General features: G+C 35.7%; 21 protein-coding genes, 1 tRNA gene and 4 pseudogenes. 6 read left to right on the top strand and 20 right to left on the bottom strand.

The genetic code is table 11. The features are described from left to right. Nucleotides 1-2: 2 nt before the first annotated feature. The gene (locus OPR24_RS00460) at nt 3-299 is read right to left on the bottom strand and encodes a type IV secretion system protein VirB3 (RefSeq protein ID WP_007548615.1); all 297 of its coding nucleotides are present in this window, start codon (nt 297-299) and stop codon (nt 3-5) included. Nucleotides 300-399: 100 nt separating this feature from the next. On the opposite strand from OPR24_RS00460, the gene lysS reads away from it, so the two are divergent. Then, entirely contained in the window at nt 400-2073 is a 1674-nt protein-coding gene (lysS, locus tag OPR24_RS00455) for a lysine--tRNA ligase (protein ID WP_265033368.1), read from the top strand. 33 nt (nt 2074-2106) lie between these two features. Here lysS and OPR24_RS00450 read toward each other — a convergent pair whose 3' ends face one another. Both OPR24_RS00450 and OPR24_RS00445 read right to left on the bottom strand, forming a co-directional pair. Then, nucleotides 2107-2703 (bottom strand): RDD family protein, encoded by a 597-nt coding sequence (locus OPR24_RS00450; protein WP_265033367.1) that lies wholly within the window; start codon nt 2701-2703, stop codon nt 2107-2109. Nucleotides 2704-2727: 24 nt separating this feature from the next. Continuing rightward, nucleotides 2728-2810, bottom strand: a tRNA-Leu gene (locus OPR24_RS00445). A 107-nt stretch (nt 2811-2917) separates the two neighbouring features. Between OPR24_RS00445 and OPR24_RS00440 the strand changes: the two genes are divergently transcribed. The 3 genes from OPR24_RS00440 to OPR24_RS00430 all read left to right on the top strand — a co-directional run bounded on the left by OPR24_RS00440 (nt 2918) and on the right by OPR24_RS00430 (nt 5635). Next, entirely contained in the window at nt 2918-4369 is a 1452-nt protein-coding gene (locus OPR24_RS00440; RefSeq protein ID WP_265033366.1) for a replicative DNA helicase, read from the top strand. A 99-nt stretch (nt 4370-4468) separates the two neighbouring features. Further along, nucleotides 4469-5149: a hypothetical protein gene (locus OPR24_RS00435; protein WP_265033365.1), complete on the top strand. Its 681-nt coding sequence runs from the start codon at nt 4469-4471 to the stop codon at nt 5147-5149. A 36-nt stretch (nt 5150-5185) separates the two neighbouring features. Further along, on the top strand, nt 5186-5635 hold the full coding sequence (locus tag OPR24_RS00430; RefSeq protein WP_265033364.1) for a hypothetical protein: 450 nt from the start codon (nt 5186-5188) through the stop codon (nt 5633-5635). A gap of 36 nt (nt 5636-5671) precedes the next feature. On the opposite strand, the gene metG is transcribed toward OPR24_RS00430, so the two are convergent. Continuing rightward, a complete protein-coding gene (gene metG / locus OPR24_RS00425) occupies nt 5672-7243 on the bottom strand; it encodes a methionine--tRNA ligase (protein WP_265033363.1) in 1572 nt (523 codons plus the stop codon). Nucleotides 7244-7474: 231 nt separating this feature from the next. On the opposite strand from metG, the gene OPR24_RS00420 reads away from it, so the two are divergent. Then, nucleotides 7475-7765 carry a TrbC/VirB2 family protein gene (locus OPR24_RS00420; protein ID WP_265033362.1) on the top strand — a complete coding sequence of 97 codons (291 nt, stop codon included), beginning with the start codon at nt 7475-7477 and terminating at the stop codon, nt 7763-7765. Here OPR24_RS00420 and OPR24_RS00415 read toward each other — a convergent pair. The 15 genes and pseudogenes from OPR24_RS00415 to OPR24_RS00350 all read right to left on the bottom strand — a co-directional run. Further along, nucleotides 7747-8755, bottom strand: a pseudogene (locus tag OPR24_RS00415) (IS630 family transposase). The gene OPR24_RS00420 and the pseudogene OPR24_RS00415 overlap by 19 nt on opposite strands. A gap of 197 nt (nt 8756-8952) precedes the next feature. Then, entirely contained in the window at nt 8953-9393 is a 441-nt protein-coding gene (locus tag OPR24_RS00410) for a hypothetical protein (protein WP_265033360.1), read from the bottom strand. Between the two features lie 188 nt (nt 9394-9581). Then, nucleotides 9582-9788: an IS4/Tn5 family transposase DNA-binding protein gene (locus OPR24_RS00405; RefSeq protein ID WP_265033358.1), complete on the bottom strand. Its 207-nt coding sequence runs from the start codon at nt 9786-9788 to the stop codon at nt 9582-9584. Nucleotides 9789-9820: 32 nt separating this feature from the next. Then, nucleotides 9821-10072 (bottom strand): transposase, encoded by a 252-nt coding sequence (locus OPR24_RS00400; protein ID WP_265033357.1) that lies wholly within the window; start codon nt 10070-10072, stop codon nt 9821-9823. Nucleotides 10073-10239: 167 nt separating this feature from the next. Next, nucleotides 10240-10428 (bottom strand): annotated as a pseudogene (locus OPR24_RS06465) (IS630 transposase-related protein); the annotation flags it as partial. A gap of 349 nt (nt 10429-10777) precedes the next feature. Further along, entirely contained in the window at nt 10778-11656 is an 879-nt protein-coding gene (gene folD, locus OPR24_RS00395; protein ID WP_265033355.1) for a bifunctional methylenetetrahydrofolate dehydrogenase/methenyltetrahydrofolate cyclohydrolase FolD, read from the bottom strand. Beyond that, the gene (locus tag OPR24_RS00390) at nt 11640-12296 is read right to left on the bottom strand and encodes a UbiX family flavin prenyltransferase (protein ID WP_265033353.1); all 657 of its coding nucleotides are present in this window, start codon (nt 12294-12296) and stop codon (nt 11640-11642) included. The genes folD and OPR24_RS00390 overlap by 17 nt, the downstream gene beginning before the upstream one ends. Continuing rightward, entirely contained in the window at nt 12289-12555 is a 267-nt protein-coding gene (locus OPR24_RS00385) for a DUF2312 domain-containing protein (RefSeq protein WP_265033351.1), read from the bottom strand. The genes OPR24_RS00390 and OPR24_RS00385 overlap by 8 nt, the downstream gene beginning before the upstream one ends. Before the next feature lie 13 nt (nt 12556-12568). Next, a complete protein-coding gene (locus tag OPR24_RS00380) occupies nt 12569-13843 on the bottom strand; it encodes an HlyC/CorC family transporter (protein WP_265033349.1) in 1275 nt (424 codons plus the stop codon). 88 nt (nt 13844-13931) lie between these two features. Beyond that, nucleotides 13932-15110, bottom strand: coding sequence for an aspartate aminotransferase family protein (locus OPR24_RS00375; protein WP_265033347.1), 1179 nt, complete (start codon nt 15108-15110; stop codon nt 13932-13934). 1053 nt (nt 15111-16163) lie between these two features. Then, complete coding sequence (locus OPR24_RS00370; protein WP_265033346.1) at nt 16164-16454, bottom strand: IS110 family transposase; 291 nt, start codon at nt 16452-16454, stop codon at nt 16164-16166. An 82-nt stretch (nt 16455-16536) separates the two neighbouring features. Continuing rightward, nucleotides 16537-16821, bottom strand: coding sequence for a hypothetical protein (locus OPR24_RS00365; protein WP_265033344.1), 285 nt, complete (start codon nt 16819-16821; stop codon nt 16537-16539). After that, nucleotides 16799-17122, bottom strand: a complete 324-nt coding sequence (locus OPR24_RS00360) for a hypothetical protein (protein WP_265033342.1) — start codon at nt 17120-17122, stop codon at nt 16799-16801. The genes OPR24_RS00365 and OPR24_RS00360 overlap by 23 nt, the downstream gene beginning before the upstream one ends. A gap of 288 nt (nt 17123-17410) precedes the next feature. Next, nucleotides 17411-18422: pseudogene (locus tag OPR24_RS00355) on the bottom strand (IS630 family transposase). A gap of 84 nt (nt 18423-18506) precedes the next feature. After that, nucleotides 18507-18863, bottom strand: a pseudogene (locus tag OPR24_RS00350) (hypothetical protein); the annotation flags it as partial. A 24-nt stretch (nt 18864-18887) separates the two neighbouring features. Between OPR24_RS00350 and OPR24_RS00345 the strand changes: the two are divergent. After that, nucleotides 18888-20015 carry an alpha/beta hydrolase family protein gene (locus OPR24_RS00345; protein WP_458694320.1) on the top strand — a complete coding sequence of 376 codons (1128 nt, stop codon included), beginning with the start codon at nt 18888-18890 and terminating at the stop codon, nt 20013-20015. A 47-nt stretch (nt 20016-20062) separates the two neighbouring features. Here the strand turns inward: OPR24_RS00345 and OPR24_RS00340 are convergent, their stop codons facing one another. Further along, the gene (locus tag OPR24_RS00340) at nt 20063-21547 is read right to left on the bottom strand and encodes a DegQ family serine endoprotease (protein ID WP_265033336.1); all 1485 of its coding nucleotides are present in this window, start codon (nt 21545-21547) and stop codon (nt 20063-20065) included. Nucleotides 21548-21550 lie beyond the last annotated feature (3 nt).

Genomic DNA, 21550 nt, shown 5'->3' with positions numbered 1-21550 from the left:
CATTAAGCAATATCATAAGAATTGGCTCCATGATAAAAACGATTTAAACATTTCGAGCACTTTCCTAATTTTACCATAAATAATTCAATAAACAACGGTTCTTTTGCAGAAGCTATATAGCCAAGTCCATGTATACCTGGTAACATTAAGAGAATCACTCTCAAATCATTTGAATTAATGAAAATTAGCATGCAAATCAGGACGTTTAATATTGCAAACATATAACTCACACCAAAGAGCATTGCAGGTCTTGTAAGACCTTTAAATAATTGATCTGTTTGTATACTACCTGTGGACATATCTTTAACCTTCTAATAATAACTAATACTATATCATTATATTAAAAATCCATTGAAACTAGTAGCACTTTAAGTTAAGGTACACTATTTAACCCCGATAATGACAAGTTGGCCATTTCAAGAAGCAGAAAAAATATTGCAAGAGTTTCCTAATAAAAAAGAAATAATATTTGAAACTGGTTATGGGCCCTCTGGTTTACCCCACATAGGAACCTTTGGAGAGGTTTTCCGCACTACAGTTGTTGTAAATGCATTAAAAAAAATAGCTCCTGGTATAAAAACCAAAATCATTGCAGTTTCAGATGATATGGATGGTTTGCGAAAAATACCAGATAATGTGCCAAATCAAGAGATGCTAAGAGAGCACTTAAATAAACCATTGACTATGATACCTGATCCATTTGGCACTCATCAGAGTTACGGTCATCATATGAATTCATTGTTGTGTAAATTTCTTGATTTGTTTGAATTTGAATACGAGTTCAGGAGTGCAACAGAGTGTTATAAATCTGGCGTTTACGATGAAAAACTTTTACTACTGCTGAAAAATTATGATAAAGTGATGGACGTAATGCTTCCATCATTTCGGGAAGAAAGGCAGCAGACTTACAGTCCATTCTTGCCGATATGCCCAAAAACTTCCCAAGTTTTACAAGTTCCAGTAATTGAAACAAATACAGATAAAGGAACAATCACGTATGAAGACCCAAACGGGGAAAAAATAGAAGTTCCAGTGACAAAAGGAAAATGTAAACTGCAATGGAAACCTGATTGGGGAATGAGGTGGGCCGCATTTGGAGTAAATTATGAAGCTCACGGAAAAGATTTAACTCCATCTGCTGTGCTTTCAAGTCAAATATGTGAAATACTTGGAGAAAAGCCACCACTTCTGTTTTGCTACGAGCTTTTCCTTGATAAAGAAGGAAAGAAAATATCAAAATCAAGAGGAAATGGCATTTCAATTGAAGAGTGGTTAACTTACGCACCAACAGAGAGTTTAGCATTGTACATTTTTCAGAGCCCTAAAAAAGCTAAACGTTTATATTTTGATGTGATACCAAAATCAACTGATGAATATTTAGAATTTGTAAGACGTTACAACGAGAACAACGGGGAAAACACAAATAGTAAATTTCATACAGAACCTGGTTATGATGAGAAATTTCTAGGAGAAGTGCAGGTGAGCACCGCAGAATACTCGAATGTATTTGAGGAGCGCAAGCAAGCTTTAACGACAAAATTGCCATCAGAAGCAAGGTTATGTAACCCTGCCTGGCATATCCACCAGGGCAATGTTCCCAATATAGAAACTTCAGGCATAAATTTCTCACTACTTTTAAACCTAGCAGCGGCTTGTAATGCTGAAAACAAAGAGATCCTATGGGGTTTTATATCCTCTTATGCACCGAACGTCACACCAGAAAATAATAAAATGCTTGATAGACTTTCAGACTTTGCAGTAAAGTATTACCACGATTTTATCAAACCAACAAAATCATATAAAACTCCAAATGCAAAAGAGAAAGAAGCGTTACTAGATTTGAAGGACACTTTACATTCTCTATCTACAACTGTTACTGCTGAAGAAATTCAATCTCAGGTATTTTCTATTGGAAAAAAATATGATTATACCAACTTACGTGACTGGTTTCAGCTATTATATGAAACGTTACTTGGCCAAAAAACCGGTCCAAGAATGGGATCTTTCATAAAGCTTTATGGAATAGATAATACGATTTCTCTCATAGAAAGCGCTACTAAATGTATACTTTAGAGTTTACCTTCTTTCATTTGAGCTCTTTAGTTTTTAGTTCTGCCTTCTAAGGCTTTTACTCGTGACAACCACTGTGCCTGCGATCTTGTCGTGCCAAGTTTGACAGCGTTTGTTGAAATTTGACCATAAAAAGCCCAAGAATAATGGTGCAGCTGACAATATAAAGGAAAAAAATCTCTTTGTTGCTTGTCTTAGGTTCATCTTTTCGAAAGTTTGTGCATCCACAACTCTAAGCCCAAGTAATAGTTTTCCAGGTGTAGCAGCAAACCTTACCCACATATATGTTACATAGCAAAAGAGCATAATGCATTGGACTATTTGATTTAGGATTTGTAATTTTATAAGTCTACTCTGCGTTGTCTTTTCTTCTGCAGACAGTGGCGCTTGCATTTGGTATTTTGCAGCAATTTGACTTAATATTTTGCTATCCTCTGAGTTCATAAAGAGCTTATTTAAGGCTTGGCTGCAAAACTGCAAGAACAAAACGATAATAATCAAATCAAGCAATACTGATATATAGCGCCTAAGTCCTGTTACATAACATATCCCATTTTCATCTTTCTTTACCTTTTGAATAACATTTATAGAAGAAAAAATAGAAAATAAACGATTAAAAAATTTATGTAACATATATATACTTTCCAATATTTAACGTGCCCCTGGCCGGACTTGAACCAGCATGCTTTTGCAAGCAACAGATTTTGAGTCTGCCGTGTCTACCATTCCACCACAGGGGCATTAAGTTTTAATGCTATAGACAACACGGAATTAGTCAAATTTTATATGTCTTTCAAATGAGGACTAAATATTCTACAATAATCAACAGTTACTCTCAAAACTTAAAATGAATGAATTAGCTAGTCTCCTCAGTTCAAGAAGTGTAGACAAGGAAATATGTAAATTACCGCATAATTTAGAAGCCGAGCAAATGCTTATTGGTGCAATGATTCGTGATAATAGAATCTGTGATGCAGTTGAAGATACAATCACGGCAGAGAATTTCTATGATCCATTACATCAGAGTATCTTTACGCAAATATCCAAAACCAGGAAACACGGTATAGTTGCCAATGAACTAAGCCTCAAAATGTTTTTTGAGAACGACCAAGCGTTTACCGAGTGTGGTGGGGTAGAGTACTTAGCAAAGCTTGCAGCAAAGGCAAGTATTGCACTTGATATCTATAGTTTGACTAGAATAATCCGTGATACTTACTTAAGGAGATGTTTAATTAAGCTCGGGCAAGAAATAGTTGGTGATAGCTACAACTACGATATTGAAAATCCTGCACAGGCGCAAATTGAACAAGCAATGACAAAATTGTTCAACTTAGCAGTAAAAAAACAAGGTGAGAAAACATATATAAAACTTGCAAGTTCAATTAAAGACGTAGTTGAGAAGATCAGCACACTGAAAAATAATCCAGAAGCGCTGGGCGTTACAACCGGACTTCAAGATCTAAATCAGCTTCTTGGTGGCCTACAAAAATCTGATTTATTAATTTTAGCTGCAAGGCCTTCTATGGGTAAAACAGCACTGGCGCTAAACATCGCACTTAATGCTTGTAAGATGTTGCAAAAAAGAGCAGATAAACAACACTATGTAGCGTTTTTCTCACTTGAAATGTCAGCAGAACAATTAACCGCAAGGCTGATCACTATAGATTCAGGGATTAGTTATTATAAGGCATTAACCGGGAGAATTAGTGATTTTGAATTGCATGAATTTATCAATGCTAGTACAGAATTATCTGAACTGCCTTTCATCATAGATGACACCCCTGCGTTATCAATTAGTGCCCTTCGCACCAGAATACGCTTGCTGTATCAATTATATAATGTAGAAGTGGTATTCATTGATTATTTGCAGCTAATCAGAGGAACAACAAAAAGAAGTAATGAAAATAGAGTACAAGAAATCTCGGAAGTGACGCAGGGTTTGAAAGCAATTGCAAAAGAGCTGAATATTCCCGTTGTTGCACTATCTCAGCTCTCTCGTTCTGTTGAGCAGAGGGATGATAAAAAACCACAACTTTCTGATTTACGTGATTCAGGAAGCATAGAGCAAGACGCAGATATAGTGATGTTCCTCTATAGAGAAGAATACTATGAATTAAGAAAGCAGCCAAATGAAGGAAACAATAAACATCGGGAATGGCAAGAGAAAATGGAAAAAATTAGAAACATTGCAGAGCTCATTATTGCAAAGCAAAGAAATGGGCCAATTGGCAGTGTAAAGCTATATTTTGACTCTAACAGAGGTGCATTTAAAGATTACACGGAGAGGCATAGTTCATAGCCTTCAGTGATCTTTTGTCAATATCTATCCTTATTGACATATCTTTTTGTTTGTGCTACAATCTTTAATAATAAATTGATTACTTTAGTGTGGTACACAATGAGAAATATATTTAATAAAACTAATGTACCTTATCTTGTAGCTGGTGCTCTGGCTACATTAGCATCTGGAGTGTTTGCTGCAGCTCCTTATATTGGTTTCTTAGCTCCTGTTGCAGCATTAAGTGTTGGCCTTCCATTTATTATTGGTTGTGCTGTATTTTCTGTTGTAGTTATTGCACTTTCATATGCTGCAATTAGTAAAAACAAAACAATTTCTGAGAAAGAGGATCAACTTGCTGATGAAAAAAGCAAAGTAGAAACTAGAGATACAATTATTTCTAAGCAAGAGGATGTAGTACAGGCTCAAAAGCAAACTATTTCTGGGCAAAATGACCAACTGACTAAAAAAGAAGCGGAAGTAAAAGCTAAAGAGGAGGAAAATTCTAAGCAAAAAATTGAAATTAATAAAAAAAATGAGGAGATTGATAATCAAAAAAAAGAAATAGAAGAACTTAAACACAAGAAAACTTTTGTTCCGCAAGCAATGAAGGATATCCAAACAGCATCTGAAAAAGCATTTACATCTACAAAAGAAGCATTTATTAGTGGTCGTGTAACTCGTATTGTTAAAGATGGCTTAAAAGATGTTTATGGTGCTATGCCATCAACTGAGTCAGTAAAAGGAACACTTAGTGGTATTGGAAATAAATTAAAAAATGTTTATGGTACATCAGTTTAGTATACAAAAGGAGCACTTAACAGCGTTGGAAGCAGCTTGTACAGTAGATTTCATGGTACTAAGGTTTCTAGTCCGGAAGAGCAGTTTAAGCGTGAAGATGGATCTAAACCTAGTATGCAAGAACTAACTCGTTTGGATTATTTAGATCTTGCAACTTCTAAGAATTTGAATCATTTAAATGTTGATATTTCTAGCCTAAAAAGTAAGTCGGTTGAGAACTGTAACGCAAAATCTGGTGATGAAAAAGATACTAAGATTTCTAGCCCAGAAAGTCAGCCGGGTGAAAAAGAAGAAACTAAAGTTAATGATTATGTAAATCAAGCAATAGGGGTAGCTAACTGGCTTGCTGGTCAAGCAACAAAAGCTATGAGTTTACCTTATGTTTTTTATAATTATGCTACCACTCCTGTATCAGCATCGCTTGATGATGTTAACATAACTAAATCGTTTGTTACTGATTCTAGTATAACCAGCCCGGTAATTTAAAACAAAATAGTAGAGGGCATATTATATGCTCTCTACTCAAATATCAACCCTCAAAAAAACCGGCGTAGGTTTAGGTAGTGTAATGCCTGAACTTACGCATGCGTTGCACAGAGATTTTAAATCACGTGGCTCTTTTGGAATTTGTAGTTGATTAAGTATCATTTCTGCTGACTTGGGAACGATTGGCTGCAATAAAATGCCAATTATCCTGATATATTCTAGTAATTTGTAGATTACTAAATTCATGCGTTCTCTATCAGTTTTGCTTAATATCCAGGGTGCACTTTTGTCTATATAAGCATTGGCTTCAGAAGAGATGTTGATAATTAGAAGTATAATCTGGTTAAACTCATACTTTGATAGGTGATTCATTACTTGATCGAGTATAGCTTTGCAACCTGGAAGACTTTCTTCACCTTTAAGTAGGCTTTGATCGATTGTTGGTACAATTCCAGAACATTGCTTGTGTAAAAATGAAATTGTTCTTTGTACTAAATTGCCTATATTGTTTGCAAGTTCTGAGTTTATGCGGCTGATCATGTTTTTCTTACTAAAGTTGCCATCCTGGCCAAAACTTGCTTCTCGAAGGAGAAAATAGCGTAGTTGATCAACACCAAACTCTTGAGCGAGGCCAATTGGATCTATGACATTACCAAGGGACTTGGATATTTTTTCTCCCTCGTTTAGCCACCAACCATGAACTGCAATTTGTTTTGGTAGTGGCAAATCCGCTGCAAGGAGAATTGCCGGCCAATATACGGCATGAAAACGCAATATGTCTTTGCCGATTACATGAACGTTGAAAAAGTTGTCAGCTAGGTTTGCAGTGCTTGACACTGGAATCTGCGTTTTGGATTCTGCCCAAAATCTCTTATATTCTTCACCTTCAGTGCTAGGGAAACCTATAGACGTGAGATAATTGGTTAATGCATCTATCCAGACATAGATTACGTGTTTGTCATTACCTGGTACTTTTATTCCCCAGTTAAAACTAGTGCGAGAGATTGAAAGGTCAGTGAGTCCCGATTTTACAAACGATATCACTTCATTTTTTCTGCTCTCAGGAAAGATAAAATTTGGCTGACCTTTATATAGCTCAAGCAATTTGTCTTGCCAGTTTGATAAGCAAAAAAAGTAGCTCTCTTCTTTTATCCACTGAACTTCTGCGCCTGTTGGTGCTTTGCCATCTATCAGCTCTGACTCCTGATAAAATGCTTCATCACGCACTGAATACCAACCCGAATAGGAATCCAAATATATTTGTTCTCTCTCTTCAAGCCTATTCCATAAAGCTATAACTGCTTTTTTGTGACGTTCCTCCGTAGTGCGAATAAAATCATCATACTCAAAATTCATGAACTTAGCCAATTCTTTAAATGAAACGCTTACTTCATCTGTAAATTCTTTTGGCTGCATTTCCTTTGCTTTAGCTGCTTTTTCTATTTTTTGTCCATGCTCATCTGTACCGGTGGTAAATTTGACATTTTTCCCAGCTAGTTTCATAAACCTTGCCACCACGTCACACAGGAGAGAAGTGTATGCATGACCGATATGCGGCTTATCGTTTACGTAATATATTGGCGTGGTGATGTAAAAACTCTGATCCATGGTTTAGCATTTTGATAAAAATCAACTGAGTTAATTATAGTATTAAAAAGGCAGTAATAAATAAATATTGATTGGGTTAAGCATAATTTTCGAAAAAAGCTATTTACTGAAATTTTATAAAAACAAGAAACAATCAGGCATGATTATTGAAAGAACAATGGGAAATTTTCTTGTAATTCTATTTATGGTTTTCTATGCATCTAATGCACACGCTGATGGAGCAACAGATGTATGTGTAATGTAATAGGTTACGTTCATGGAATAGGTGTACCAATGATTACAGTGGTAATCATTGGTTCAAGCTTGCTTGCAATATTTGGCAAAATGCCTTGGCCTGCGCTTTTCTCACTGGGTATGTTCGTTGCAGTGTTTTTTGGTGGTCCCCAAATTACAAAAGCGATAACAGGAAGGGAAGTTTGTTGTCTTGATAAGAGACAAACATTGAATAATGGAAAATGCGTTGCTGCTTCCGGATATAAATATGTAGGTAACACCAATTCTCATTATTGGTCAGTCAAATAGGAGAAATTGCAGAGTTGTTTAATTGTGGAGCTGGCAAGAGAAGTAATAAATTTGCACAAAGCACCCTAAAGCAGAGCAATTGTATCGTATATTTTATTGCGCAAAATGTTCTGTTTTATGTATAACCAAAGCCTCTCAACAGGATTGAGTTCAGGTGAATATGGAGGTAGGTATATAATCTCAATATTTTTAGCTACCTTTAAATTTTTTGACTTATGCCAACTAGCACAGTCCATAACAAGAACAGCTTCTCTTGTCCCTAGATATTGCGACATTTGCTCAAGAAATACATTCATGCAATCAGTGTTAACATTTAGTGCAAATAAGCTAAAACTCTCTCCATTTTTAGGATTAACTGCACTGTAGAGATAAAAATTATGCCTACCTAATTTTATTTTAACCCGAGTCCTAGTGCCTTTTTTAAACCATCCATGCCCAACTTTCGAATGTGTGCCAAACCTTGATTCATCAAAGAAAAATAGCTCTTTTTCTGGATACTTGCCAATAACTTCATTGAGATTTTTTTTTGAATTCCTCTTGTTTACTTTTATCTTGTACGTTGTGTACTGGTCTTGGTGTAATATATGAAAATTTCATCTTTTGCATATGGCGGTGTACTGTAGATTTGCTGATATTTAATCCGAACTTTTCCTGGATTCTTATTCTCATTTCTTTAATGGTAATATTAGGATTTTCTTCTATACATGCTTCAATTTGCTGTAGTTGAGCCTGATTTAATTTAGTTTTTCTACGGCGTGATGGAGGAGCAAACAGTTTTTCTTCTCTGCCAAATTTCAAGAGTTTTATCCACGAAGTTAGTGCGCTTCTTGAAATTCAATATATTTTTGCTACAGCCGTTATACTATGCTTTTTTGCCGCAATTACAGCATTTAGTTTTTTTGAAACATATGCATTGTTCCTTACTTTCTTCAGCATTTCTTTTGCTGATTCTACTACTTTTTCATCCAATAATTTTGATCTTAATGCCATTTATACCTCGCTACTTCACTTACTTTAGTATGGCTTTTTTCCCATTATTGTCTATCCGTTCTTTGTATAGTGGGAATTGGTATTAGTTAGTAGAGTCAAGTCGACAGCTTCCAATCCATCAGGAGCTTTTGCACTTACCACATATACAGGGACTTATTTTATGTATTGTATCTTTTGACCCATAAATGGAAGAAGTTCTAATAGGCTTTCATATACTTAACTTCAATATTAGCTTTCCTTGATCTCTGGTTTCCACCTTTAGTAACTTCTAGAGAAATTTTCTTTTTTACTGGCAGTTGAGTGATGCGTGTTTGCAAATCTGTTTTTCCGACTTCAGTACAGATAAATCTTCTATTAGCTCGATTGCGGATTACATAAAAACTACCTAACGTCTCAGCCACCCATAAAAATTTGAAGATGTCTGCTTCCCTATCACCAAGGGTAACAAGTTGTACATTTGGAGGAAGGTTGTTTATAGTTTCTTTGAGAGCTGTTATCCACTTATAACTTTCTTTTTCTTCTATGGAGGTACGGTATTTTCTGTTTGCTTTTTCTTGTGCCGTTTCTTCTTCCCTAATAGAACGCGCCCAACATTGTTGGGAAGATAGACCTAAAGGTAATCCGTCTTCGCTAGGCACTATGCAACAGTAAATCCATTTTATGCTTTGTATAAGCTTTAGAAATACTGCCTAGTCTCTTGGTCTTTATATGAGAGTCAAAATCCAAATAACTTGTATCTTGAACTGAAAAGACCAACTGGTTTCCTTTTATTCTTTCCTTAGTTTCTTTATAATGGGAAGAATAAATTTCCTTATCTTCAAGCTTTTCATTGCTTATATGCACCCTTAGCTTCTTTCCACCCACTACAGCTTTGATTAATTGAACCAGATGCCTTACCCTCTATGCAATAACTTGTTTTTATAAGTCTTTTATTAAGCCTTATATCTTCCAAATTAATGTGTTTTAACTCTCTTTCCAGCCATTTATCCCCTAAGCCATCTTTATATTGCACGCTTGTACTTGTTTCTATCATTTTGATCCTAAATTATTTAGCTTACTCACTTTTTACATTTGTGGGTAAAAGTGAGGATTTAGATCAGGTGAATATGTTGGAAGATAAAGCAAATGACAGCCAAAAGACTCTATTAATGACTTTGTTTTGGGAGTTTTATGGAATGTAGCATTATCCATAACTATGGTTGTATTACGCTGCAATTGTGGAAGTAATCTTCGCTCTAACCATACATTAAATACATCTTTATTACACCCTTCTGTGAAGGTCATTGGTGCAATAAACTTCTTTTCAAATCCATCCACCTATTATACTCACTCTTTCCCGCTTTTTTCCTGGAACATCAGCATATATTTTTTCTCCTCTTGGAGCTCATGCATATTCTCGGTATAGTCTATTATCAACTCCTGCTTCATCTATATATAAAATGCTACAGTGGTCTATTTTTGAGACTTGATCGATAAATTGCTGCCTATCTTCTTGATTGCGCTCTTGATAGAATGTGACTTTTTTTTAAGGTTATTTTTAGCTGTTTTAACCTATACCAAATTGCACTTATTCCAAAGCCAAGGTTTTGTTTCATTTCTGCTAGTGTGTGATCTGGGTGTTTTTTAACATAGTCTGCAAGTATTTTTGGGTCTATTTTCCGAATAAAACCAGTACTTTTTACCGCTTTGAGACCTTGGCCAGTAGCTTTCTTTTTTAGCCATCTATATAGTGTCTATCTCAAAAACCTCTGCAACTTCAACCTTTGACTTTCCTTTTTCTACCACAAACACTGCTTTTTCCCTTAAATCTACACTATATACCATCGCTTTCCCTACTTTAGAAAAATATATTATACCTTCATCATTCGCTTTTGAAAATACTATACTTGTAGAGAAAAAAGAATAGATGATGATCCTAAATATTTAATAAATTTGACTACTGAGGAATTTCAAAAATCTTAATTTTTTATTAATTGTGAGATGTGGTACATTCTATCTTCATATAGCTTTCCTCTTCATACCTCAACTAATGAAATTAGAATCATCAACTCCCTTCTGCAAGCAAGCAGCAATAACAGTGTTCATCATTAGAAATGCAATTGTCATTGGGCCAACGCCTCCGGGTACTGGGGTAATAGCTTTGGCTTTCCCTTTTATTCCCTCAAAGTCAACATCACCTACAAGCTCTCCTACATTAACACTATTTATGCCAACATCGATCACTATTGCACCTTTCTTTATCCAGTCTGCTTGAACAAAATTTGGCTTTCCGACTGCTGCAACTACTATATCCGCTTTAGAGCAATATTCAGCTAAATCTTTACTCTGTGAGTGCAAGATGGTAGCAGTGCAATTTTCCTGCAGCAATAGGTGAAACATTGGCTTGCCCACGATATTTGACCTACCAATCACCACTGCGTTTTTACCGGAAAGGTTCTCTTCAATTGATTTAATTAAATGCAAAGAACCTTTAGGAGTGCAAGGTATAAGGCAGTTTTTTTCACCTTTAACTAATCTACCAACGTTTTCATCGTGGAAGCCATCTACATCTTTTTCAATACTTACTGAGTTAATTACTCTGCTTGCACTAATATGATTTGGTAAAGGCAACTGTACTAAAATGCCATGTACAGATCGATCTTCATTTAACTCATTGATTTTTTCAATCAATTCATCTTCTGAAATATTATTAGGCAAAACAATGGTCTCAGAACTTATGCCTATTGATTCTGCTTTTTTCTGTTTGTTGCGAACATAAACCTGACTTGCTGGATTGCTGCCCACGAGAATTACTTTCAGGCAAGGAAAAACGTTATACTCTCTCTTTAAAATATCAATTTTTTGTGATAGCCTCTCACATAGGTCGTTTGCTATTTTTTTACCATCAATAATAATTGTCACTTCCTTGCCACTCCTTAAAGTCAGGTAATTTGATATCAAATAAATCCAATACTTTGCCAACAGAATGATTAATAATATCATCCAACGATTTTGGTTTAATATAGAAAGCAGGCACTGGTGGAGCAATTATTGCTCCCATCTCCGTTAATTTTAACATATTTTGTAAATGCCCAAGATGTAGTGGTGACTCTCGCACCATAAGAATTAATTTTCTTCTTTCTTTTAGCGTTACATCTGCAGCCCTTGTCAATAGATTGGAAGTAATACCTGATGCAATTTCAGACATTGTCTTCATAGAGCATGGTGCTACAATCATTCCTGAGGTTTTAAATGAGCCACTTGCTATTTTTTCTCCTATTTTTTCTTCAGAATAGTAAAAATCTGCAAGTGATGTAATATCTTCAAGTTTTTCTTTAATCTCATGAGCTAGAGTTATTTTTCCAGCACGACTTATCACTAAATGAGTTTCATAACCAAATTTGCAGCGCGTGACGCTGGAATCTATATTTCTTTTTCCCTGGATCCCAGTGTCAGCTACTTGGACAAGAGATCTATTAATATTCCTTAACGCCTCTAAAATACGTACACCGTAAATAGAACCAGATGCTCCACTTATTCCAATTACAATTCTGCTATTCACTTAACTCTTCTTCGTAGTTCATTCCCAATGCACGTTTATAGGTATCAAGCAATATTTCCTGTTCCTCTCTGTCATCATCATCCATCTTCCTCAGCCTAATAATTTGTTTCATCACTTTTGTATCCCAACCTTCATCTGCGGCTTTTGCATATACATCACGAATGTGATCTTGCACATCCCTCCTTTCTTGTTCAAGTTTTTCGATTCTCTCTATGTAACCCTTTAACTCTTCAGTCGTTATTTTTACTGTATCTTCCATGAAACTCCACTCATTAATTGCTCCTACTAGTATTACCAGTTTTTACTTGCACTTCAACAACAGTAATAATATTTTTATCTTTTTTTAAAATCTTAAAGCGAAAACCATACATGGAAAACTCCTCGCCTTCGTCAGGAATGCGCTCTATTTCATTCACAATCATACCTGCTAGAGTTGTAGCTTCTTCATCAGGGAGATTCCAGTGTAACTGCCTGTTAATGTCCCTAATAGTAGATTTTCCTTCTATGTGATACATATTGTCAGATATTTTCTTTATGAAATTCTCCGTGATCAAATCATGTTCATCCGAAATTTCTCCAACTATTTCTTCCAGTATGTCCTCAAGAGTTACAATTCCCTGCAGTGCTCCATACTCATCAATAACAAATGCAAGGTGTTTCCTGTTCTTACGGAAGTTATGAAGTTGTACGCTGAGCGGTGTACTTTCTGGTATAAACCAAGGCCTTGACATAACTTGGGCAATCTCTATTTTACTATCTTTTTCACGCAAGGCGTTTATTAGATCTTTCACGTGAATCACCCCGACAATGTTATCTGGTTCCTTCTGCCATAAAGGTACTCTACTGTGACTACTGGTTAAAATCTCTCTTATTAACTCTTCTTTATTCCGATCTATATCAAGAGAAAACAAATTTCTCCTATGAGTCATAATTTGTGATATTTCTGTCTCAGCCAAATCAAGTATGCTGCTTAGCATATCTAAATCCTGTTGTAACATAGTTCCTTCACTGCGGTGAAGAGTAATCATATTACGCATTGCATCCGCTGCAGATATTACTTCCTTATCTTTATGCAGCCCACATAATTTCAGGATGAGGTTAACAATAAATTGAATACCTAGCGTCAATGGAGAAAAAATCTTTACAAAAAACAATACAAAATAAGCAGAAAATGATGCAAATTTTTCAGGATTTTGAATAGCATAAGTTTTTGGTAGAACTTCGCAGAACAATAAAATACAAAATGTTATTATAATTGTTGATAGGAGAACGCCCTCATTTCCAAAAAGATTGATAAATATTGCTGCAAATAAAGCAGAGCAAGTAATATTAATAATTGTATTGCCGAGCAATACCGTTCCTATTGTTAATTCTTTCCTATTTAATAAGCGGTCTATTATCCTGGCTCTTTTGTTACCGTCTAGTTTTAGCTTATTAACTCGAGAACGGCTAATTAAGGTTAAGCCTATTTCTGCTCCTGAGAACAAAAACGATAAAATTAACAAAATAAAAATTGCTGATGATACTAAGACCAATAACCAATCCATTAAAGTACGATGTTATTGTGATAAAAAACAAAATTAATTTTACATGTTATGAAAGGCATTTGCAAGCCTGAATTTATATTGCCGAATTTTATATATCTTTAATCTTAAAAAATAAATCATAAAGCATATTACACGCTGCATTCACATGCTCATCCTCAATGATAAGTGGTGGGGTTATCCTTACTACTTTGTTGTTTGAAACCCTAGTTATTATTAAACCTTTATCAAGAGATCGACTAATAACTTTATCAGCTACAGGAGTTGCTAGTTCTATTCCCATTAGTAACCCTTCTCCACGAACTTCTGAAATCATCTCAGGAAATTCTTTAGCTAAAGGCAACAGCTTTTCTTTTAAATATTTACTAATTCTCTTAACATGATCAAAAAAGCCTTCTTTTAGCATTATATCGAGCACTGCATTACCAACAGTCATGGCAAGTGGATTGCCGCCATAGGTTGATCCATGAGTTCCTGGAGTGATTGCTTCTGCTATGTAATCTTTTACTAAACATGCAGCTAGAGGAAAACCGTTACCCATAGCTTTTGCACAGGTTAGCATATCAGGTTCAATGCCGACATTTTGATAATAAAATAAAGAACCGATGCGTCCATATCCGCATTGCACTTCATCAAAGCACAAAATTATCCCTTGAGCTTTTGTTATTTTCCTTACTTTTTGAAGATATTCCACGTCTAGTGGATATACTCCGCCTTCGCTTTGTATGGGCTCTAAAAACACAGCAGCTGTTTCATCGCTGATTTTTTTCTCCAAAGCTTTAATGTCATTTCTTGGCACTTTATCAAAACCAGAAAGAAGCGGAGCAAAACCTTCGCATGATTTTTCACTGCCTCCAGCAGAAATTGCAGCAATACTGCGGCCATGAAACCCTCCTTCAATTGTAACAATACGATTACGTTTTGCTTGCCCTTTTGAATAAAAGTAACGACGAATAAACTTAATTGCAGCTTCTGTTGCTTCAAGCCCACTTGAGCAGAAAAAAACTTTATCTGCAAAAGTAAGGGTTGTTAAACGTTCAGCAAGCCTTTCTTGCTCGGGAATAGTGAAAATGTTAGAGCAGTGCCATAGTGAGCTCAATTGCTCTTTCAGTTTGTCTGTAATGTATGGATGACAATGCCCTAAAGAAGTTGTAGAAATACCTGCAGCAAAATCTAAATATTTTTTACCATCTTTGTCAAAAAGATATGCCCCTTCTCCCCTAACTATAGGAGTGTCAAGTCTATTGTACGCATTAACAACATGATCCATTTTATAAGTATTGTGGTATTATCTGCATTATACCTGAAATGAATCCATTAACACAAAGCTTTTCCTTTAACCTCTTATGCTACCTCAACTAAAAATTTGGCTAATGCAAACCCTTTCTGTCATTCTATAGCTAAAGTGACTTAGTTTTACCAACGATTCGCCACTTATTAGCATTGTATAGGGAGAGTAGACCGGCGGACCTTCCCCGCCAGCCTCTCGCAGAACTGTGCATGAACCTCTCGACTCACATAGCTCCCATTATTCGGCCCTTGCTACTAATTATAGCATAATCAAGGATTCTGTTTTAATCAATTGCTCATCCCATTTCTGGTTGACAAATAACTAAACTAAATCCCTTCGCTCCATCTCCATTACAGAGACTTCTTAACTACTACGCGCCCCTGTTTTCCGCATCGGTACTCTCACCCTTGGAGTTTAGCTCCTTGGATTTCTCCCTTATCATCGAAACGACAGGTTCCCGCAGTTCCACGCAATAGCCCAAAATAGATTCACGCCACCTCTATGCCGGACGCCACCTATCCAGTAAACAAGCTCCCGATAGATTTATCCCAGGTTAGGTTAGACCCCTGGTTTTGACGTCGTCTAGTTCCTTTCGACACTTTATCAGTGGTTCATTTGCATTCGTCTCTCTATTTCACACATGACGCATAATTGCGCCTTTTCCATAACGCTCACTACCTTGCCAAAGCAGCTTATGGTTCTCTAATTGCACATAAGTCAACAATAATTTTCACACAAATCAAAACAGCGTATCTTCTTCATAATCCTTGGTAATTTCACATAAGTTAAAAGTAGCATGCTTTCCATGGTTCTCTCCGCGGTCTGATATGGCTAGTTTAATTTTAGCCAAGCCGCACTATACTTGTTAGGGCGGAAGTGGATGGCAACATGTTGTTTACGAAGTCTACGCTTCAACCATAGCTCTTGCTTATCCCTTCCATCGGCATTACTATCTTTACTTTCAATAAAATTATTGTCCTATACTCCCTCAGTGTTTATTGATAATAAAATTCTGTTTTATCAACCAACATCCTATGCATAATTATAGCTAGTTTTCTTGCGAATGCAACTACTGCTTTCTTTATACCCTTCTTTTTTGCAACCCCAGCTTTTTAATTTGAATTTTTTCTTGCTAACTGTCAGCATTGTATGCGCAGCTTCATACAACATATTTCTACATTCTACTGGTCCCATCTTTGATATGCTACCATGACGATCAACTTCTCCAGAAGCGTACTGTCTTGGCGTCAATCCCATATAGGCTCCGACTGTATCAGATGTTTCAAACCTATGTGGTTTATCAATTGTAGCCTTATACGTCATTGCTACTATAATACCAACTCCTGGAACAGTAGTTAATAATTTGCAATCTTCGTCTTTCTTGCCTTTCTCTGATAATATTTTATCAAATTGATTCTTCTATTATTTCCAAACTACAAACTAATGCTTCAATTGAATCCTTACTGACTTTATCTAGATCTTTTATTGCTTCTTGCACTTTTAAAGAAAAGATTACAATCTTTGACTTCTTGCCAAGCTTTATTCCGTATATCTTCAATAGCCCTCTTATTGTTCCCATAATTTGCTCTCTGCAATACATTAACTGCCTTCTACTTCCGAGCGCTACCTTAACTTGACAAGACTCATCTAATTTTACTAATACCTCTTTATACAGCCCAGCTCTCATCATTTGTGCTTGCATCATTTTTATCGTTTTTATTGATTCTCGCAGACAATGCTGCTGCCATATGCCTCGCATCTACACAAATTACTGGTAATCCAAAGCTCCTTAACTCTTTGCACATTGATATTGACAGCTGTCCACTTTCTATTCCTATTGCTTCATACTCTTTACTCTGACTGAGCAAATACTCAGCTATTGCCTTGCTTTCGCTCACAACAACTTCTTCTGTTACAATTTTTCCTTTCTCATCAACGATACTTACAAAAGTTTCTTTGAGTGAGACATCTAATCCGCTATAATATTTCATAAGACTACTCCTACTGTAAAGGTTTAAATTATTTTTGAAGAACAGATTCATTGAACTTGTTACTTCGTGCTAAAATAATGGAGTATGTCTCTCCGTCATTCAATTGCAATTACAGTATGTTGTTTGAAGCCTGCTCTTGTAAACCGGCTCCGAGGGGCCCACCCTCATCTATTGAGTAGCTTTTGCACTTAGTTTGCTCTTACTTGAACATTCTTTGTGTCTCTACGACACACCTAACCCAAGAAAGGTTTCCCTACGTCATACCGCCGCGGTATCTCATACCAATTCTCATTGTTGGTCAGTCAAATAGGAGAAATTGCAGAGTTGTTTAATTGTGGAGCTGGCAAGAGAAGTAATAAATTTGCACAAAGCACCCTAAAGCAGAGCAATTGTATCGTATATTTTATTGCGCAAAATGTTCTGTTTTATGTATAACCAAAGCCTCTCAACAGGATTGAGTTCAGGTGAATATGGAGGTAGGTATATAATCTCAATATTTTTAGCTACCTTTAAATTTTTTGACTTATGCCAACTAGCACAGTCCATAACAAGAACAGCTTCTCTTGTCCCTAGATATTGCGACATTTGCTCAAGAAATACATTCATGCAATCAGTGTTAACATTTAGTGCAAATAAGCTAAAACTCTCTCCATTTTTAGGATTAACTGCACTGTAGAGATAAAAATTATGCCTACCTAATTTTATTTTAACCCGAGTCCTAGTGCCTTTTTTAAACCATCCATGCCCAACTTTCGAATGTGTGCCAAACCTTGATTCATCAAAGAAAAATAGCTCTTTTTCTGGATACTTGCTAATAGCTCCATTGAGATTTTTTTTTGAATTCCTCTTGTTTACTTTTATCTTGTACGTTGTGTACTGGTCTTGGTGTAATATATGAAAATTTCATCTTTTGCATATGGCGGTGTACTGTAGATTTGCTGATATTTAATCCGAACTTTTCCTGGATTCTTATTCTCATTTCTTTAATGGTAATATTAGGATTTTCTTCTATACATGCTTCAATTTGCTGTAGTTGAGCCTGATTTAATTTAGTTTTTCTACGGCGTGATGGAGGAGCAAACAGTTTTTCTTCTCTGCCAAATTTCAAGAGTTTTATCCACGAAGTTAGTGCGCTTCTTGAAATTCAATATATTTTTGCTACAGCCGTTATACTATGCTTTTTTGCCGCAATTACAGCATTTAGTTTTTTTGAAACATATACATTGTTCCTTACTTTCTTCAGCATTTCTTTTGCTGATTCTACTACTTTTTCATCCAATAATTTTGATCTTAATGCCATTTATACCTCGCTACTTCACTTACTTTAGTATGGCTTTTTTCCCATTATTGTCTATCCGTTCTTTGTATAGTGGGGATTGGTATTAGTGTTCTGGTCTTTGGATAATTTTACCTCTGGAAACAGCTCTTTATACCAATCAGATTGCATTATGCACCTGGTGTCAAGCGAGTGCTTTTCGCTGAGCAGCCGAGAATAACTTGCAACTATTATTCTTGCAGTTGGCTGATTTCCCAGTATCCATGCGGGCCACGCAACGCTTATGCACATGGACTTCATTGAACGCGGTGGCATATTGAATATTATGCGCCTTACTTCGCCAGCATTCGCTGCTTTCAGCCTGTCTTCTATGACTTTTATGTACTGATAATCATTATACTTACATCCCGGCACCACCGTTTGAAAGCATAACTCAATGAATTTTTGAAAGTTGATTTTGTTCATAAATTTGACTTTTTGGAAAGTTTTATGTATTATGAAATTGATGTAGTGAGAATTAAGGTGACAGCAACGGAAAGAATAAACACTAAGGAAGAGTTTGTGAAAACTCGAAATGGGATGAAAATCCAAAAAATAATAATGCTTAGTAAAGATGTAGATCAATGGAATGGAAAGCATCTAGTCTATTTCGTAGGTGGAGGGAATCGTATTGTAAAATCCAAAGAGTTGGATTTGCAAAATTGGCAGTGGTCAACAGACCGAGGAATTACTGTACATCTCTTTAATTATCCTGGCTTGGGCAAGAGCAAAAACTCTTTTACGTTTCGTAACGATAGAGTTGAATCAGGCATTGTAGTTGTCACTGATTTGTTAAAAAATGGTGTAAAGCCGGATAATATAATATTATTTGGGGATTGCTTTGGCGGACATGTAGCTGCAGAGGTTCATAAAAATTTTAAAAATAATGATATACATTTGAGGTGTGTTGTTAGCAACGCTGCTAGTTCACTCAAACAAGCCTCTCTTTACTACTTTGGTTTTATAGCAAAATTAAAAATTCTTCTTGCTCCGATAATCAAATTAGTACTAAAGGTTTTTGGTTGTCATTGGAAAACACATAAAATCATAAATTCAATTACTCCTTATAAGATGTACTTTAATCGCGAAGGAGATAAGACAATCAAACAATCAGCGCAACTTGCAACAAAAATAGAAAGAATAGAAAAAAATGGTAGAAAGAAAAATTATCAAAAAAAAGAAGTCTTCGAAGGTTTTGAAGAGAGTGAGAAATTTTTCAAGCAACATACAATGTTAATAAAAAATGATGAATGCATTGATCATAAAAGGACTAACAAGGGCATTCATGGCTTGCCTATTAAGTGTTTAAAATCTTCTAACGAAGCTGGTTACACTTTTCCTAAGTTGATTAGTTTATATATTCAAAAGACAGATGCATACTTTGCTGAACGTGGTTCACTAAATGATGAGAAGAAAGTTGAAGAGTTTAGAAGAAGTAAATTTTATGAAGATTTTTCTGGCTATACAAATTCAGAGAACTTCTTGCATAACCACGCTCACCCTTCGGGGTCATTCCAGCGCGTGAAGCTGGAATCTAGAAAAAAAGAAGATAGATCCCAGTGTCGAGCACTGAGGTGACAGGAAGTAACGCAAAATGTTGCCTTACAGAATAATCTGCAAGCCAGCTATTTCTTTAACTTTATTGAAGTAAAAAACTGATTTCCATTGCGGTAAATGAGCAACATTATTGAATCTTTACCGTTTTTCTTTACTGCTGAATCAACTTGTTTTTGAAAATCATTAGTATTTTCTATATCGGTTCCATCTAATTGGATAATAATGTCTCCTTTTTTAATACCACGCAGCGTGGCATTACTGTTACTATCTACATTAGTAACTATCACACCTTTTGTAGGATTACTTTCTTTTGATTCTTTTGGCAGGTTTGAAACAGTTAAACCAGTTATGTAATCGGATGTTGATTTATTTTCTTCTTGATTATTACCTTGACCATCATTTGCAGATTCTTCAATCACAACCTTAATATTGACCTCTTTGCCCTTTCTAAGTAACTTAATTTGTACTTTTTTTCCAGGTTCAGTTCTTGAAACCATTTGAGGCAGTTGTGTCATTCTATCAATTTTTTTATCATCAAATTCTAATAATATGTCACCCACCTTAATTCCACCTTTTTCTGCAGGGCTATCCTTTACTATACTTGCAACCAGTGCACCTTTTGTATCTTTTAAACCCAAAGACTCAGCAAATTCTTTCGTTATAGGCTGAACTTGCACACCAAGCCAACCATGTTTTATTTTTTTGCCACTTTTTAATGTGTCAATAATTGACATAGCTAAATTAGATGGTATAGCAAAGCCTATACCCACGTTACCGCCAGACTCAGATGGGGAATAGATAGCGGTGTTAATGCCTATAACTTTTCCATTTAAATCAAATAATGGCCCTCCAGAGTTGCCTCTATTAATTGCAGCATCAGTTTGAATAAATTCATTCATAGTGCCGATACTAATGTCTCTGGACCTTGCAGATATAATTCCTGTGCTTACAGAGCTACCCAAACCAAATGGGTTACCTATTGCAATAACTGTATCGCCAACCCTTGCTGTATCAGAATTACCAAATGCAACAAAAGGAAGATCTTTATTAGAATGAACCTTAAGCACAGCAAGATCAGTTCTTGCATCATAGCCTAAAACTTCTGCTTTGAAATAAGTATTATCGTTCATAGTAACTGTGGTATCTTGGGCGTTTTTAATAACGTGATAATTGGTTACTATAGTTCCACCTTTATCTATAATAAACCCAGAACCAAGCAACACCACCTCTCTGTTAACACTAGGGCCCCTATCCATAAAAAACTGATCAAAATGCTCAAAAAATTCTCTAAAATCATCAAAGAAATTATTTCTTGGCATAAAAGGGATTTTAGTTCTATTGTTACTTTCTTGTTTGATTATTTGTTCGCTTGAAATATTTACAACCGCAGGAATGAGTTCTTCCACTAAATCGGCAAGTCCTTGATTACAGTTACATGCAGTAGTGCTAGCATCAACGACCTTTTTTGCATCCCAATCAAACATATTAGCGTATGAAGAAAACGCAATTAGAAAATATGCAAATATAGATAAAATAAATGCCTTACTTTTCATAAA

The sequence above is a fragment of the Wolbachia endosymbiont (group A) of Sicus ferrugineus genome, from assembly GCF_947251515.1.
GTDB lineage: Bacteria > Pseudomonadota > Alphaproteobacteria > Rickettsiales > Anaplasmataceae > Wolbachia.
This window is presented reverse-complemented; position numbering and strand designations above follow the sequence as displayed.

Excerpts from the sequence above, each read along its gene's own strand:
- OPR24_RS00460 (WP_007548615.1), bottom strand. The coding sequence starts at position 299 with ATGTCCACAGGTAGTATACAAACAGATCAATTATTTAAAGGTCTTACA.
- lysS (WP_265033368.1), top strand. The coding sequence starts at position 400 with ATGACAAGTTGGCCATTTCAAGAAGCAGAAAAAATATTGCAAGAGTTT.
- OPR24_RS00450 (WP_265033367.1), bottom strand. The coding sequence starts at position 2,703 with ATGTTACATAAATTTTTTAATCGTTTATTTTCTATTTTTTCTTCTATA.
- OPR24_RS00440 (WP_265033366.1), top strand. The coding sequence starts at position 2,918 with ATGAATGAATTAGCTAGTCTCCTCAGTTCAAGAAGTGTAGACAAGGAA.
- OPR24_RS00435 (WP_265033365.1), top strand. The coding sequence starts at position 4,469 with ATGAGAAATATATTTAATAAAACTAATGTACCTTATCTTGTAGCTGGT.
- metG (WP_265033363.1), bottom strand. The coding sequence starts at position 7,243 with ATGGATCAGAGTTTTTACATCACCACGCCAATATATTACGTAAACGAT.
- OPR24_RS00420 (WP_265033362.1), top strand. The coding sequence starts at position 7,475 with ATGTGTAATGTAATAGGTTACGTTCATGGAATAGGTGTACCAATGATT.
- OPR24_RS00405 (WP_265033358.1), bottom strand. The coding sequence starts at position 9,788 with ATGATAGAAACAAGTACAAGCGTGCAATATAAAGATGGCTTAGGGGAT.
- OPR24_RS00385 (WP_265033351.1), bottom strand. The coding sequence starts at position 12,555 with ATGGAAGATACAGTAAAAATAACGACTGAAGAGTTAAAGGGTTACATA.
- OPR24_RS00380 (WP_265033349.1), bottom strand. The coding sequence starts at position 13,843 with ATGGATTGGTTATTGGTCTTAGTATCATCAGCAATTTTTATTTTGTTA.
- OPR24_RS00375 (WP_265033347.1), bottom strand. The coding sequence starts at position 15,110 with ATGGATCATGTTGTTAATGCGTACAATAGACTTGACACTCCTATAGTT.
- OPR24_RS00370 (WP_265033346.1), bottom strand. The coding sequence starts at position 16,454 with ATGACGTATAAGGCTACAATTGATAAACCACATAGGTTTGAAACATCT.
- OPR24_RS00365 (WP_265033344.1), bottom strand. The coding sequence starts at position 16,821 with ATGATGAGAGCTGGGCTGTATAAAGAGGTATTAGTAAAATTAGATGAG.
- OPR24_RS00360 (WP_265033342.1), bottom strand. The coding sequence starts at position 17,122 with ATGAAATATTATAGCGGATTAGATGTCTCACTCAAAGAAACTTTTGTA.
- OPR24_RS00345 (WP_458694320.1), top strand. The coding sequence starts at position 18,888 with ATGTATTATGAAATTGATGTAGTGAGAATTAAGGTGACAGCAACGGAA.
- OPR24_RS00340 (WP_265033336.1), bottom strand. The coding sequence starts at position 21,547 with ATGAAAAGTAAGGCATTTATTTTATCTATATTTGCATATTTTCTAATT.